The 13,059-nt window shown below is 66.5% G+C and carries 13 protein-coding genes; 10 read left to right on the forward strand and 3 right to left on the reverse strand.

The features are described 5' to 3' along the window. Positions 1-112: 112 nt before the first annotated feature. On the forward strand, positions 113-1,186 hold the full coding sequence (locus tag HOP59_RS10135) for an NAD(P)H-dependent glycerol-3-phosphate dehydrogenase (protein ID WP_234253884.1): 1,074 nt from the start codon (positions 113-115) through the stop codon (positions 1,184-1,186). After that, positions 1,183-1,656, forward strand: a complete 474-nt coding sequence (gene sixA / locus HOP59_RS10140) for a phosphohistidine phosphatase SixA (RefSeq protein WP_234253885.1) — start codon at positions 1,183-1,185, stop codon at positions 1,654-1,656. The genes HOP59_RS10135 and sixA overlap by 4 nt, the downstream gene beginning before the upstream one ends. A gap of 50 nt (positions 1,657-1,706) precedes the next feature. On the opposite strand, the gene HOP59_RS10145 is transcribed toward sixA, so the two are convergent. After that, positions 1,707-2,654 carry an AEC family transporter gene (locus HOP59_RS10145; protein ID WP_234253886.1) on the reverse strand — a complete coding sequence of 316 codons (948 nt, stop codon included), beginning with the start codon at positions 2,652-2,654 and terminating at the stop codon, positions 1,707-1,709. A gap of 213 nt (positions 2,655-2,867) precedes the next feature. Here HOP59_RS10145 and HOP59_RS10150 point away from each other — a divergent pair, with 213 nt between their 5' ends. The 3 genes from HOP59_RS10150 to HOP59_RS10160 are packed head-to-tail and all read left to right on the forward strand — an operon-like array spanning position 2,868 to position 5,624. Further along, positions 2,868-3,683: an alpha/beta fold hydrolase gene (locus tag HOP59_RS10150; RefSeq protein WP_234253887.1), complete on the forward strand. Its 816-nt coding sequence runs from the start codon at positions 2,868-2,870 to the stop codon at positions 3,681-3,683. Continuing rightward, entirely contained in the window at positions 3,680-4,546 is an 867-nt protein-coding gene (locus HOP59_RS10155) for an alpha/beta fold hydrolase (protein ID WP_234253888.1), read from the forward strand. The genes HOP59_RS10150 and HOP59_RS10155 overlap by 4 nt, the downstream gene beginning before the upstream one ends. 16 nt (positions 4,547-4,562) lie before the next feature. Then, a complete protein-coding gene (locus tag HOP59_RS10160; protein WP_234253889.1) occupies positions 4,563-5,624 on the forward strand; it encodes a patatin-like phospholipase family protein in 1,062 nt (353 codons plus the stop codon). Here the strand turns inward: HOP59_RS10160 and HOP59_RS10165 are convergent. Beyond that, on the reverse strand, positions 5,621-6,199 hold the full coding sequence (locus HOP59_RS10165; RefSeq protein WP_010627357.1) for a Smr/MutS family protein: 579 nt from the start codon (positions 6,197-6,199) through the stop codon (positions 5,621-5,623). The genes HOP59_RS10160 and HOP59_RS10165 overlap by 4 nt on opposite strands. A 118-nt stretch (positions 6,200-6,317) precedes the next feature. Here HOP59_RS10165 and prmB point away from each other — a divergent pair, with 118 nt between their 5' ends. The 5 genes from prmB to phaC all read left to right on the forward strand — a co-directional run bounded on the left by prmB (position 6,318) and on the right by phaC (position 11,476). Beyond that, complete coding sequence (prmB, locus tag HOP59_RS10170) at positions 6,318-7,268, forward strand: 50S ribosomal protein L3 N(5)-glutamine methyltransferase (protein ID WP_234253890.1); 951 nt, start codon at positions 6,318-6,320, stop codon at positions 7,266-7,268. A 30-nt stretch (positions 7,269-7,298) separates the two neighbouring features. Then, positions 7,299-8,384, forward strand: a complete 1,086-nt coding sequence (aroC, locus tag HOP59_RS10175) for a chorismate synthase (protein ID WP_234253891.1) — start codon at positions 7,299-7,301, stop codon at positions 8,382-8,384. 75 nt (positions 8,385-8,459) lie between these two features. Further along, positions 8,460-8,846 (forward strand): DUF6489 family protein, encoded by a 387-nt coding sequence (locus tag HOP59_RS10180; RefSeq protein ID WP_010627360.1) that lies wholly within the window; start codon positions 8,460-8,462, stop codon positions 8,844-8,846. A 197-nt stretch (positions 8,847-9,043) separates the two neighbouring features. Next, complete coding sequence (locus HOP59_RS10185; protein WP_234253892.1) at positions 9,044-9,508, forward strand: phasin family protein; 465 nt, start codon at positions 9,044-9,046, stop codon at positions 9,506-9,508. 129 nt (positions 9,509-9,637) lie between these two features. After that, a complete protein-coding gene (gene phaC / locus HOP59_RS10190; protein ID WP_234253893.1) occupies positions 9,638-11,476 on the forward strand; it encodes a class I poly(R)-hydroxyalkanoic acid synthase in 1,839 nt (612 codons plus the stop codon). 84 nt (positions 11,477-11,560) lie between these two features. On the opposite strand, the gene lnt is transcribed toward phaC, so the two are convergent. Continuing rightward, positions 11,561-13,039, reverse strand: a complete 1,479-nt coding sequence (lnt, locus tag HOP59_RS10195; protein WP_234253894.1) for an apolipoprotein N-acyltransferase — start codon at positions 13,037-13,039, stop codon at positions 11,561-11,563. Between the last annotated feature and the right edge of the window lie 20 nt (positions 13,040-13,059).

Genomic DNA, 13,059 nt, shown 5'->3' on the forward strand with positions numbered 1-13,059 from the left:
CGGGAGTGTCATCCCGCACCGAACGTTGGTATGAATGCCCCCGAAAGGGGGCATTCTTCGTTACACTCAGGGCAATTTCATCCGTTCCATCGACCGATTTCGCGGGGCAGACATGGCAGACGAACCCATGCGGGTAGCAGTTCTGGGGGGCGGCAGCTTCGGTACCGCGCTGGCGAGCATCGCCGCCGACAACGGGGCCAGGGTGTGCCAATGGCTGCGGGACCCGCAGCTTGTGGAGCAGATCAATCGGGAGCATCGCAATTCACGCTACCTGCCGGACTACGCCATCAACCCGGCGGTGCGCGCCTCGAGCGACATGCAGGCCGTGCTCGAAGGGGCCGAGCTGGTGCTGGTGGCGATTCCCTCGAAGGCCTTTCGCGACGTGGTGCGCCAGGCGCGGCCCTGGCTCAACGCCGACCAGATCCTGGTCAGCACCACCAAGGGAATCCAGGAGGAAGGCTTCAAGCTGATGAGCCAGATCCTCGAGGAGGAGACCGGCTTTGCCCATATCGGCGTGATTTCCGGGCCCAATCTGGCCACCGAGATCGCCCAGAAGCAGCTCACCGCCACCGTGGTGGCCAGCGACGATGCACTGACCCGCACCCGCGTTCAGCAGGCGCTGAGCTGTGACTACTTTCGCGTCTACGCCAGCAATGACCGCTACGGTGTGGAGCTGGGCGGCTCGCTGAAGAACATCTACGCCATCGCCGCCGGCATGGCCGCGGCGCTGGGCATGGGCGAGAACACTCGCAGCATGCTGATGACCCGGGCGCTGGCCGAGATGGGGCGTTTCGCCGTCAGCCTCGGGGCCAACCCCATGACCTTTCTGGGCCTTGCCGGGGTGGGCGATCTGATCGTAACCTGCTCCTCGCAGCTCTCGCGCAACTATCGCGTGGGCTACGCCCTGGGCCAGGGCAAGAACCTGGACGAGGCGGTCGAGGCGCTGGGACAGGTGGCCGAGGGGGTCAACACGGTGCGTCTGGTGCGCGACAAGGCGCGCAAGGACGGCGTCTACATGCCGCTGGCCGAGGGGTTGTATCAGGTGCTGTTCGAGGGCGTGCCGGCGCGGGAGATGGCGCGCATGCTGATGCGCGGCGAGCAGAGCAGCGACGTGGAGTTCGTGCTGCCGCGGGAGGCCGTGCAGCAGGCCCATCGGCGCGTCGAAGCGGGCGAGGAGAAGCCATGATGCTTCGTCTGTATGTCATGCGCCACGGCGAAGCCAGTCCGGGTCGGCCGGACCACGAGCGCGAACTGACCGCCCGCGGCCACGCCGAGGCCGGGCGCATGGCCGAATGGTTCTCACGGCAGTCGCTGGAAGGCGCCCGGCTCTTCAGCAGCCCCTACCGGCGCGCCCGGCAGACGGCGGTTCACGTCGCCGGGGCGCTTGGCATCGATGCCGTGGAACTCCCCATCATCACCCCCGACGACTCGCCCGGCGCCGTGTGCGACTGGCTGCTGGACATGAGCGATGGCCGGCCCATCGTGCTGGTCAGCCACATGCCGCTGGTAGGGCTGCTTACCGGGCAACTGGTGGAGGGGCGCTCCGACCGCGGTCTCGCTTTTCCCACCGCCGCGGTGGCCGAGCTCGAGAGCGAGGTGTGGGCGGCAGGGTGCGCCCGGCTGCTGCGCTTCATGGCACCTCACGACCTCTGCTGAGGTCGATTTTTAACGCTCTATGGCCAAGCGCAGGCAGTTTTCAGACATAGCTAGATCCAGCCGATGACTTTCAGGGCAAATACCCCCAGGGTGATGGTCACGCTGGCCATCAGCGTGGTCAGGGCGATGATGTTGGCCGAGAGGGCCGCATTGCCGCCCATCGCCTTGGTCATGACGAAGGCCGCGGCCGCCGTCGGGCTGGCGAAGAACAGGAACAGAACGCCCAGTTCGCGTCCCTCGAAGCCGACCAGCCAGGCAGCGAGAATCGCGACCACGGGCAGGGTGATCATCTTCATCAAGCTGGCGCCCATGGCCAGGCTGCCCGAGGCCCTGATCGAACCCAGCGACAGGGTGGCGCCGATGCAGATCAGCGCCAGTGGCAGCGTCAGCGAGGCGAAGTACTGTCCCGAGGTCATCGCCCAGCCGGGCAGGCGCAGCTCCAGCGCCGCTACCGGGATGGCGGCGACCACGGCAAGGATCAGCGGATTGCGGGCGATATGGCTGGCGATGCTGCGCCAGTCTGCGCTCTTGCCTTCCTGATAGGTGGCCAGCACGATGACCGAGAAGGCGTTGTAGGTCAGGATCACCACACCGAGCAGCAGGCCGCCGGCGGAAAGCCCGTAGTCGCCGTACATGCCGGCCGCCAGCGCCAGGCCGACGATGCCGCAGTTCCCGCGAAACGCGCCCTGTACGTAGACGCCGCGGTCGGCATAGGGCACGCGCAGAATGGCCCAGCCCCAGGAGAGCAGGAAGCTGCCTAGCGTGGCCAGGGCGAAGAAGGCCAGCATGGCGGGGTTGAGCGTGGTATCCAGGTCGGCGCGAATGATGCTGAGGAAGATCAGCGTCGGCATGGTGGCCTTGAACACCAGGCTCGAGGCGGTGGAGATGAAGGCCTGATCGATCCAGCCCAGGCGCTTCAGGCCCAGGCCGATGAAGACCATGGCGAAGACCGGCAGGGTGATCTCCAGGGTAGCGAAAAAGAGTTCGTATAGGCCCATGTCAGCGTGCGAGCCACAGGCCGACGACGATGGCGGCGGTCACGGTGACGAAGAACACACGGTTGCGCGTACGAGTATCGCGAGGGGAGCGAGGCATGACGGGACTCCAGGACAGGGCGAACGGTATGAAGCGGAGGTCGACTTGGCGGAATAGAGTAAACCCGTTAGCCTGCTATCGCCACTGCCGGCCAGCTCCGACTCCGGATTCTCCTCATGACTGAACGTTCCACCGCTTCGCGACCGCGCCTGGTCTTCGCACACGCCAACGGTTTTCCCGGCATGAGCTACCGTAGCCTGCTGGCTCCCTTGCATGAGCGCTTCGACATTCACCCCGTCGACCGCCTGGGTCATCATCCCGACTACCCGGTCGGCGCCAACTGGCTGGCGCTGCGCGATGAGCTGCTCGAGCACGTGCTCGACGATGACGGCCCCGTCGTCGGTGTGGGGCACTCCATGGGCGGCGTGCTGATGGCCATGGCGGCGGAGCATGCGCCGCAGCGCTTTCGCTGCGTGGTGATGCTCGACCCGCCGTTGATGCTGGGACTCGATGCCTGGAGCATGAAGGTGGCCAAGCGCTTTGGCTTCGTCGACCGGGTCACGCCGGCGGGCAAGAGCCACGGTCGCCGGGCATCCTGGCCCGACCGTGAGGCGATGGTCAATCACTTGCGTCGTCGCGGCCTGTTCCGCCGTTTTACCCCTGAAGCCCTGTACGACTATGTGGAAGGTGGCACGCGGCTACGTGACGACGGCGGTGCCGAACTGATCTACGACCCGGCGATCGAGACCGAGATATTCCGCAACCTGCCCGATCACCTGACGCGCCTGCCGCGCCGGCTCAGAATTCCCTTCGGCGTGCTGGTCGGCAGCGACTCCGATCTGATCACGCCCAGGCGGCGCCGCCGGCTGGCTGCCCACGGCATTCCGCTGGCACCGGTGCCGGGTACCCATATGTTTCCCATGGAGCACCCCGAGGAGACGCGGCAGGCGCTGCTGGCGATGCTCGACGAACTGCTGGAGGGTGAGGTATGAGCGAGGCGCAACCCCTGACCCTGGCAGGCGGCCGCCTGGCGGCACTCGCCTGGGGTGAGCCGAGCGCACCCACCTGGCTGGCACTGCACGGCTGGCTGGACAACGCCGCGAGCTTCTCCCGCCTGGCACCGCTGCTGTGCGCTGGGCTCGATGTGCGCATCGTGGCGCTGGACTTCTCCGGTCACGGCCATTCGCGGCATGGGGAAGGCGACTACGCCCTGTGGGACTACTGCCACGACCTGCTGGATGCTGCCGACGAGCTGGACCTCGAGCGCGTGAGCGTGCTGGCCCACTCCATGGGAGCGGGAGTGGCCTGTCTCACCGCGGCGGCGCTGCCGGAGCGCATCGAGCGACTGGTCCTGATCGATGGTCTGGGCGCCGTCACCACGTCTGCCGAGGAGAGCGCCACTCAACTGCGCAAGGGGTTGCGTGCCGCCAGACGCCCGAGGTCGGCAGCGCCGCGCTATCCTGATAGCAGTACCGCCGTGGCGGCACGTGTGGCCGGTGGCGTGACACCGATCGATGCCGAAACCGCGACGCCGCTGGTGGAGCGCAACCTGATGTGGGAAGCCGATGGCCACGTGCGTCTGCGTACCGATGGCAGGCTGCTGTGGCCTTCACCGCTACGCCTGAGTCCGGAGCAGGTGTTGGCCCTGCTCGGTGCGATCCAGGCGCCGGTGCTGTTGATCGAGGGCGAGAAGGGCATACTGGCCGAACGTGAGAACGCCCAGGCGGCGCGTGCGGCAGTCCCTCATCTGACGCGACAGGTATTGCCGGGCGGACACCATCTACATCTGGAGCCTGACAGCGTGGCCGCGGTGGCGCGAGCCATCGAGACGTGGCTGGAACCGCGTCGAACATGATCCCGGGAGAGGTGAGATGAGCAGCAGTCAGGTGGTGGAACAGGGCAAGCGCGTGGCGCTGACGCTGGGCAGCGGCGGGGCGCGCGGCTACGCCCATATCGGCGTGATCGAGGTGCTCGAGGCGCGGGGATACGAGATCGCTGCCATCTCCGGCTGCTCCATGGGTGCGGTCATCGCCGGTGTCCATGCCGCGGGGCAGCTCGAGGCCTATCGTGACTGGGTCTGCAAGCTCGACTACTTCGACGTGCTCAAGCTGGTCGACGTCACCTGGAGCCCGATGGGGGCGATGCGGGCCAGCAAGGTGATGAGCAAACTCGAAGAGCTCATCGGCGACATCCAGATCGAGGAGCTGCCGATCCCGCTGACCACCGTCGCCACCGATCTGGCGCGGCAGCGTGAGGTGTGGTTCCAGTCGGGCCCGCTGCTGCGTGCGATCCGTGCCTCCATCGCCATACCGGGGGTCATCACGCCGGTGCACATCGGCGACAGCACCCTGGTGGACGGCGGCCTGCTCAACCCGCTGCCGATCACGCCGACGGTATCGTCTCATGCCGATATGATGCTGGCCGTCAATGTCACCGCCCACAGCGCCCGGCCGGTGACGCTGAACGATCTGATGCCCACCGAAGAGCAGGAGATGGTGGAAGCGCAGGCCGTGGCCAAGGGCTGGATGGACGTGCGCGGTGCCACGCGCTGGCTGTTCGAAGGGTTCGGCGCTGCGGATCAGGAAGCCAGTATGGCGGACGGCAAGAGCGAGCGCGCGTCCAACGGGCGACGGGCCTGGGGCCGGCTCGACATGATCCTGGCCTCTTTCGACATCACCCAGGCGTCGCTGGCCAAGTACAAGATTGCAGGCTATCCCCCAGATGTGCTGATCGAGGTGCCCAAGACGGTATGCGGGGCCTTCGAGTTTCACCGCGCCGAGGCGCTGATTCGCCTGGGGCGTCACCTTGCCATGGAAGCGCTGGACCGCTACGAGGGGCGCACGCATACCGGCCACGGCGGTTCTGCCGGTATTATTGTCGAGCCGCCGCAGATGCCGGTCGACCGCGAGTCGGGAGGTGGGCAGGCAAGCTAGAAGGCTTGCCCACGGCGGCGCAACAGTACATAAACGGCGCCGGTGCCGCCATCGCTCTCCCGCGCCGAGCAGAACGCCAGCACCGTCGGCCATTCGCGCAGCCAGGTGTTGACGTGGCTCTTGATCACCGGGTAATCCGCCGTGCTGCCCCACGCCTTGCCGTGAACCACCAGCACGCAGCGCATGCGACTGCCCACCGCCTCCTTGAGAAAGCTTTCCAGCTCCAGACGCGCCTCGTCGAGGCTGTAGCCGTGCAGATCCAGCCCTGCTTCCCAGGCGATCTGGCCGCGCTTCAGCTGGCTGCGGGTGCGGTAGGGCAGGTCGGGCAGAGCGAAGTCGAGGAATTCCGAAGGGCGCACCGGCTCCACACGGCCATCGCTGGTGCGACTGGCGCTTTCCGCCGTATCGGCTGCCACCGCCGCAGCGCGACGTTCCGCTGCCGCCGGGTCGCGACGCTTGGGCCGCCCCGGGTCGGCACGATTGACGGCAATGCGGCGCACGCCGGCCTCGCGCAGCGCCTGGCGAAAGGCGTTGCTGTCGTCGTCATCGTCGTCGGGCGGGCGGCGTTGGCTCATGCGGGGCTCGGGTGGTGTCGTCGAGCGGCCAGTATAACGGCCTGAGCGCGGCTGTGAACCGCCAGTCGCCGCGGGTACAATCGGGTCATCGAACCCAACCGACTGTGCAGGACCTTACGTGGCCAACTCCACCGATTCCCGCTCGACCCTGACCCTGGACGACGAGGCGCTGTGTCGCGACCTCCTCACGCTGCGCGACTACCTGCGCTGGGCCGCCAGCGAATTCCACCTGGCCGGCCTGCACCACGGCCACGGCACCGACTCCCCCTGGGACGAAGCCGTGGCGCTGACGCTGGGTGCCTTGCACCTGCCCTGGAACGTCGATCCCGCGGTGCTCGACGCACGCCTGCTGCCCGTGGAGCGGGCGCGTATCGTCGCGCTGGTGCGTGAGCGCATCACCACGCGCCGGCCGCTGCCCTATCTGCTGGGCGAGGCGTTCTTCGCCGGTTTTGCCTTCGACGTCGACGAGCGGGTGCTGATACCGCGTTCGCCCATCGCCGAGCTGATCGAGAGTGGCTTCGCCGCCTGGTTCCCCGAGGAGCCACCGGCGCGGGTGCTGGATCTGTGCACCGGTTCGGGCTGCATCGGCATCGCCGCGGCGCTGCACCTGCCCACCTGCGAGGTGGACCTTTCCGACATCAGCACCGACGCCCTGGCCGTGGCCAGGCAGAACATCCAGCGCCACGACCTGGGCGCGCGGGCGCGGGCGGTGCTCTCCGACCTGTTCGAGGGGCTGGCCGGCCAGCGCTATGAGCTGATCGTCTCCAACCCGCCTTACGTGGATGCCCGCGATCTTGCCACCATGCCCGCCGAGTATCGTCACGAGCCGGCGCTGGCGCTTGGCGCCGGGGCCGACGGCCTCGACATCGTGCGCCGTATTCTGCGCGAAGCGCGGCGCTACCTGACCGATCACGGCGTGTTGATCGTCGAGGTCGGCAACTCCGACCGTCATCTGGAAGCAGCCTTCCCCGAGGTGCCTTTCCTGTGGCTCGACTTCGAGCGCGGCGGGCAGGGCGTGTTCGCCCTCACCGCCGCGGAACTCGACGCCCATGCGGCGTCCTTCGCCTGATCCAACCCTACGATATCGGGAGGCACGCCCATGTCCGGCAATACCTTCGGCAAGCTGTTCACCGTCACCACCTTCGGCGAGAGCCACGGCCCGGCGCTAGGCGCCATCGTCGACGGCTGCCCGCCGGGGCTGCCGCTCAGCGAAGCCGATCTGCAGCACGACCTCGACCGCCGTCGTCCCGGCACTTCAAGGCATACCACCCAGCGTCGCGAGCCCGATCAGGTGCGCATTCTCTCCGGGGTGTTCGAGGGTGTGACCACCGGTACCGCCATCGGCCTGTTGATCGAGAACACCGACCAGCGCTCCAAGGATTACGGCAACATCAAGGACCAGTTCCGTCCCGCCCACGCCGACTACACCTATCACCACAAGTACGGCGTTCGGGACTATCGCGGCGGCGGTCGTTCCAGCGCCCGGGAAACCGCCATGCGCGTGGCCGCCGGCGCTATTGCCAAGAAGTACCTGGCCAGCCAGGGCATCAGCGTGCGCGGCTACATGAGCCAGCTCGGCCCGCTGGAGATCGCCTTCAAGCAGTGGGAGTCGGTCAACGACAATCCCTTCTTCTGTCCCGACCCCGAGCGCGTACCCGAACTCGAGGCCTTCATGGACCAGTTGCGGCGCAATCAGGACTCGGTAGGTGCCAAGATCACCGTGGTGGCCGAAGGGCTGCCGCCGGGGCTGGGCGAGCCGGTGTTCGACCGCCTGGATGCCGACCTGGCCCATGCCCTGATGAGCATCAATGCGGTGAAGGGGGTGGAGATCGGCGATGGCTTCGCCGCGGTGGCACAGCGCGGCAGCGAGCATCGCGACGAGATGACGCCCGAGGGGTTTCTCTCCAACCATGCCGGAGGCGTGCTCGGCGGTATCTCCTCGGGGCAACCGTTGATTGCGCATCTGGCGCTCAAGCCCACCTCCAGCATCACCCTGCCCGGGCGTAGCATCGACGTGAGCGGCAACCCGGTCGAGGTGGTGACCAAGGGTCGCCACGATCCCTGCGTGGGCATCCGCGCCACGCCAATCGCCGAGGCGATGATGGCGCTGACGCTAATGGATCATCTGTTGCGTCACCGGGCGCAGAATGGTGACGTGAGGGTCGGGACGCCGGTCTTGCGTTGAGGAGCGTCGGCAGCGGGTGCGTTGCGTCTGGAGCCGAGTTGCTACACTGAGAGCACACTGAAGCAGAGATGAGCCATGAAGATAAACGTCGAGTTCGACCTGACGCCCGAGGAGTTCCGTCGTGCCCTGGGCCTGCCCGATGTGGAAGCCTTTCAGCAGGAGCTGCTCAACCGGATCCAGAAGCAGATGGAGTCCGGCGTCGAGGGTTACGACCCCATGAGTCTGATGAAGCCTTTTCTGCAGCAGGGGTTTACCCAGGACATGAGCCAGGGGCTCTCCCAGGGGCTGGCCAGCTTCGGCACCTATCAGCAGATGATGCTCGACATGCTGCGCCAGGCCGGCAGTTCGATGGGCAAGGCGGCACAGGAGCCTGCGGCGGACGGTGAATCAAAGCGCGCGGAGAGGCCGGCCAGCAATACGGGTACGGCCAAGGCGCGCTCGCGTTCTCGGCGTTCGGAGTAGTAGACGCTCATCGTTCTGCGGAAAGTGCAAGGGTATTGCAGCGAGAGCCTGGTCAGGCTACGATTTGTGCGGTGCAGCATGAGTGCCGCGTCAGATCGCGCCCGGCGTTTTGCGCTGGTATCGGAGGCGGCTGAAGACTGGCCGATACCGGTGCACGCTGCTCCCCGCATGTTCACGGTCCACAGGAGGTTGCCCCCATGCAGGACAAGATGCTTGATGACTTCAATCAGCAGACGCGGCGGTTCTTCGAACCCATGCGCAAGCTCAACTCGCTGATGCTCGGCAATATGGAGAAGATGACCGAGTACCAGCTCGAGGCGATGAAACGCTACAGCCAGATGGGCACCGAGCGCATGCGCAGCGCTTCCGAGATTCGCGATGCCCAGGACCTGCAGGCATTCGGTGCCCAGCAGGCCGAGATGATGAACGAGCTATCGCGGCAGATGATGGAAGATGCCCAGGCGCTGGGCGAAATGAGCCAGCAGTTCCGTGCCGAGCTGGAGCAGCTGTTCGGCGAGGTCAGTCAGGAACTGAGCGATACGGCCAAGCAGGCGGAAGCGAGTGCCAAGCCGGCCGCATCGGCCAAGACCGACGCTCCGGCCAAGACCGACGCTCCGGCCAAGACCGACGCTCCGGCCAAGGCCACGTCGCGCAAGAGCTGAAGGCCATTCGACCGCTTCGGGGTCGGTAGTCGCCGACCTCTCCACGGGGCGGATGTCTCGCTCCGTGGAGGCGCCCGGTCGGGCGCACGCATCGAATCGAAGAAGAAGGTTCTCATATAGGAGAGGGCGATGCAGTCAGGGGACGAGGTGTTCTCCCAGGCCGAACTGGAAGAGTGGAACGAGCAGCTCAAGGAGATGGGGCAGCACTATCAGGCCCTGATGCAGGAACTGCTCGAGCGCATGGCGCCCGATGCGGCCGCCGACTCCATTCAGGCCGACATGCGCGAGGCCTTCCAGGCCGGCGCCGAGTCGCTGATGCGCAATCCTCAACTGCTGTGGCAGACCCAGGCGCGCCTCATCCAGGATCAGTATCAGCTGTGGCAGCAGGGTCTGCAGGCGCTGAACGGGAACTTGGGTGAGCCGCTGGTGGTACCACCCAAGAACGACCGGCGCTTCAAGGACGACGCCTGGCAGCAGGAGCCGTTCTATCGGGCCATCCTGCAGCAATACCTGCTGTTCTCCGGTGCCGTGGAAGAACTGGTCGAGCAGCTCGACGGCCTGCCCGAGAAGCAGAAGCGCAATCTGGCGTTCTATGCCCGCCAGATGGTCAATGCCATGGCGCCGACCAACTTCGTCACCACCAACCCCGAGGTGATGCGCCGTACCCTGGAGACCAAGGGCCAGAATCTGGTCGAGGGGCTGGCTCAGCTGCGCCGCGACCTGGCCAACTCCGCCGACGGGCTCAACGTGGCCATGACCGACCGCAGCGCCTTCGAGATCGGACGCAACATCGCCGTGACGCCCGGCTACGTGGTTTACGAGAACGAGCTGATCCAACTGATCCAGTACACGCCGACCACCGACACGGTGTTCAAGACGCCGCTGCTCGTCGTGCCGCCCTGGATCAACAAGTACTACATCCTCGACCTGCGTCAGGACAACTCGCTGGTCAAGTGGCTGGTGGACCAAGGCCACACCGTGTTCCTGATCTCCTGGCGCAACCCGGGCCCCGCGCAGCGCGACCTGACCTGGGCCGACTACATGCAGATGGGACCGGTCGCCGCCATGGAGGCCATCGAGCAGGCCTGCGGCGAGAAGTCGGTCAACCTGCTCAGCTACTGCATCGGCGGCACTCTGACCGCGTCCACCGTGGCCTACCTCACCAGTACCCGGCGCGGGCGCAAGGTCAAGTCGGTCACCTACATGGCCACGTTGCAGGACTTCCGCGATCCCGGCGAACTCGGCGTACTGCTCAGCGAGCCGATCCTGCAGGGGATCGAGGCGCGCATGGATCAGGACGGCTATCTCGATGGCCGCTCCATGGCCTATACCTTCAACCTGCTGCGCGAAAACGACCTGTTCTGGTCCTTCTATGTCAGCAACTACCTGAAGGGCGAGAATCCGGCGCCGTTCGACCTGCTCTACTGGAACACCGACGGCACCAACCTGCCGGCCGGCACCCACGGCTGGTACCTGCGCCACATGTACCTGGAGAACCGACTGGTGGAACCCGGCGGCGTCGAGCTGGACGGGGTCAAGGTCGACCTGCGCAAGATCTCCACGCCGAGCTATTTCGTTTCCACCAGCGAGGACCACATCGCCAAGTGGAACAGCACCTATTACGGTGCGCTGCTGCCCAAGGGGCCGGTCACCTTCGTGCTGGGCGGTTCGGGCCACATCGCAGGCATCGTCAACCCGCCTGCGCGCAACAAGTACGGCTACTGGACCAACGGCGAGCTGCCTGACGATCACGAATCCTGGCTTGCCGGCGCCGAGTTCTACGAGGGCTCCTGGTGGCCTCACTGGCAGCAGTGGATGACCGCAGGCGGCTACGCCGATGCCGACAAGATGGTGCCGGCACGCCAGCCGGGCGAGGGCGAACTCAAGCTGCTGGAAGAGGCGCCGGGTCGCTACGTGCGCATGACCATTCCTGAAGTGCTGGGCGAGGTGCCGGCCAAGCCGGAGTGATCCACCCGGAGTGAGCTACCAATGCCCAACGCAACGAGGCCCGCTGATGCGGGCCTCGTCGTTTTCTGGGTCTGGAGATATAGCCTAGAATCGCCGTCGGCGGCGCTGCGGCAACCGCAGTCCCGGCAGCACCAGCAGCGCGCTGAGTAGCCACACCGGCCAGCTGCCGGTGCGAGTGAAGGGCGTCAAGCCCTGCATCGGTACGGCCTCGGCGAGCAGTGCCACGGTCTCGAACTGAGGCGCTCTGGCCACCACCTGACCATACTGGTCGATGACGGCGGTCACCCCGTTGCTGGTGGCGCGCACCACGTAGCGGCCGTTCTCCAGCGCCCGCAGGCGGGCCATCTGCAAGTGCTGCAGTGGACCGATCGACTCGCCGAACCAGGTGTCGTTGGACACCGTCAGAAGCAGTTCGCTATCGCGGGCCTGCTGGGCCACCAGATCGGCGTAGATGATCTCGTAGCAGATGGCGTTGCCGATCACCGTGCCGGCGGCACGGATTGGCCGCTGCCCCGAGGGGCCGGGGGTCATTGCCGGCATCGGCAGGTCGAAGAAGGCGATGGTGCCGCGCAGCCAGCGCTCCAGCGGCAGGTACTCACCGAAGGGTACCAGGCGCTCCTTGCGGTATTCGCCTTCGGCGTTGCCCAGTCCGATCACGCTGTTGTAGTAGAGTCCGCGGCCCTCGCGCTGGAGAATGCCGGTCAGCAGGGCGCTGCCCGGCACCAGATGGGCCTGGGCCCGGGCCAGCAGCGGTTCGGCCTCGTCTTCGAACATCGGCAGCGCCGCCTCGGGCCAGACGATCAGGTCGGCGTCGTCGGCGTAGGCCCGGGTCATCTCCAGATAGGTATTGGCGGCGATGCGCTGACCCTCGGGGGTCCACTTGATCAGTTGGTCGAGGTTGCCCTGCAGCAGAGCGACCCGCAGCGGCTCGCCTGCCGGCTCGGTCCACTGGGTCGGCAACGTCAGCGGGACCAGCCACATGGCGGCGATGGGCGCGGCCGCCCACCAGCGGCGACGCAGGAATTCCGCGCCTAGGGTGCCGCTGAGCGCAACGATCAGCGAGAGCAGATAGACCCCGCCAATGGGCGCCCAGGGCGCCAGCGGCGAATCGACGTGGGAGCTGCCCAGCAGCAGCCACGGGAAGCCGGTGAACAGCCAGGTGCGCAGCCATTCGCCCAGTACCCAGGCGCCGGCGAAGGTAAGAAAAGCCAGGCGCTGACCGCACAGCAGGCGGTAGAGCCATAGCGCCGCGGCAACGAACAGCGCCATGGCGCAAACGAACAGCACGGTGAGGAAGAGCGCCAGCGGCATCCCGGTGTAGCCGTAGTCGTGGATCGACACGTAGACCCAGGAGGCACCGGAGCCGAACAGGCCGACCCCGTAGCACCAGCCGAGGAAGGCGGCCTGGCGCGCCCCCAGGGGCCGAATTGCCCAGTAGACGAGCCCTGCGGCCAGCGGCCCCAGCCACCACAGTTCGTAGGGCGAGGCAGTCAGCGTGGTCAGAACGCCAGCAACGAGCGCGGCCAGATAGCCGAATACAGGCGTCGGACGTTTGTTTGTCATGGGAGTTGGCATCCTGAGGC

It is taken from the genome of Billgrantia aerodenitrificans (genome assembly GCF_021404405.1).
Lineage (GTDB): Bacteria > Pseudomonadota > Gammaproteobacteria > Pseudomonadales > Halomonadaceae > Halomonas > Halomonas aerodenitrificans.

Excerpts from the sequence above, each read along its gene's own strand:
- HOP59_RS10135 (WP_234253884.1), top strand. The coding sequence starts at position 113 with ATGGCAGACGAACCCATGCGGGTAGCAGTTCTGGGGGGCGGCAGCTTC.
- HOP59_RS10145 (WP_234253886.1), bottom strand. The coding sequence starts at position 2,654 with ATGGGCCTATACGAACTCTTTTTCGCTACCCTGGAGATCACCCTGCCG.
- HOP59_RS10155 (WP_234253888.1), top strand. The coding sequence starts at position 3,680 with ATGAGCGAGGCGCAACCCCTGACCCTGGCAGGCGGCCGCCTGGCGGCA.
- aroC (WP_234253891.1), top strand. The coding sequence starts at position 7,299 with ATGTCCGGCAATACCTTCGGCAAGCTGTTCACCGTCACCACCTTCGGC.
- HOP59_RS10180 (WP_010627360.1), top strand. The coding sequence starts at position 8,460 with ATGAAGATAAACGTCGAGTTCGACCTGACGCCCGAGGAGTTCCGTCGT.
- HOP59_RS10185 (WP_234253892.1), top strand. The coding sequence starts at position 9,044 with ATGCAGGACAAGATGCTTGATGACTTCAATCAGCAGACGCGGCGGTTC.
- HOP59_RS10150 (WP_234253887.1), top strand. The coding sequence starts at position 2,868 with ATGACTGAACGTTCCACCGCTTCGCGACCGCGCCTGGTCTTCGCACAC.
- HOP59_RS10160 (WP_234253889.1), top strand. The coding sequence starts at position 4,563 with ATGAGCAGCAGTCAGGTGGTGGAACAGGGCAAGCGCGTGGCGCTGACG.
- HOP59_RS10165 (WP_010627357.1), bottom strand. The coding sequence starts at position 6,199 with ATGAGCCAACGCCGCCCGCCCGACGACGATGACGACGACAGCAACGCC.
- phaC (WP_234253893.1), top strand. The coding sequence starts at position 9,638 with ATGCAGTCAGGGGACGAGGTGTTCTCCCAGGCCGAACTGGAAGAGTGG.
- lnt (WP_234253894.1), bottom strand. The coding sequence starts at position 13,039 with ATGACAAACAAACGTCCGACGCCTGTATTCGGCTATCTGGCCGCGCTC.
- sixA (WP_234253885.1), top strand. The coding sequence starts at position 1,183 with ATGATGCTTCGTCTGTATGTCATGCGCCACGGCGAAGCCAGTCCGGGT.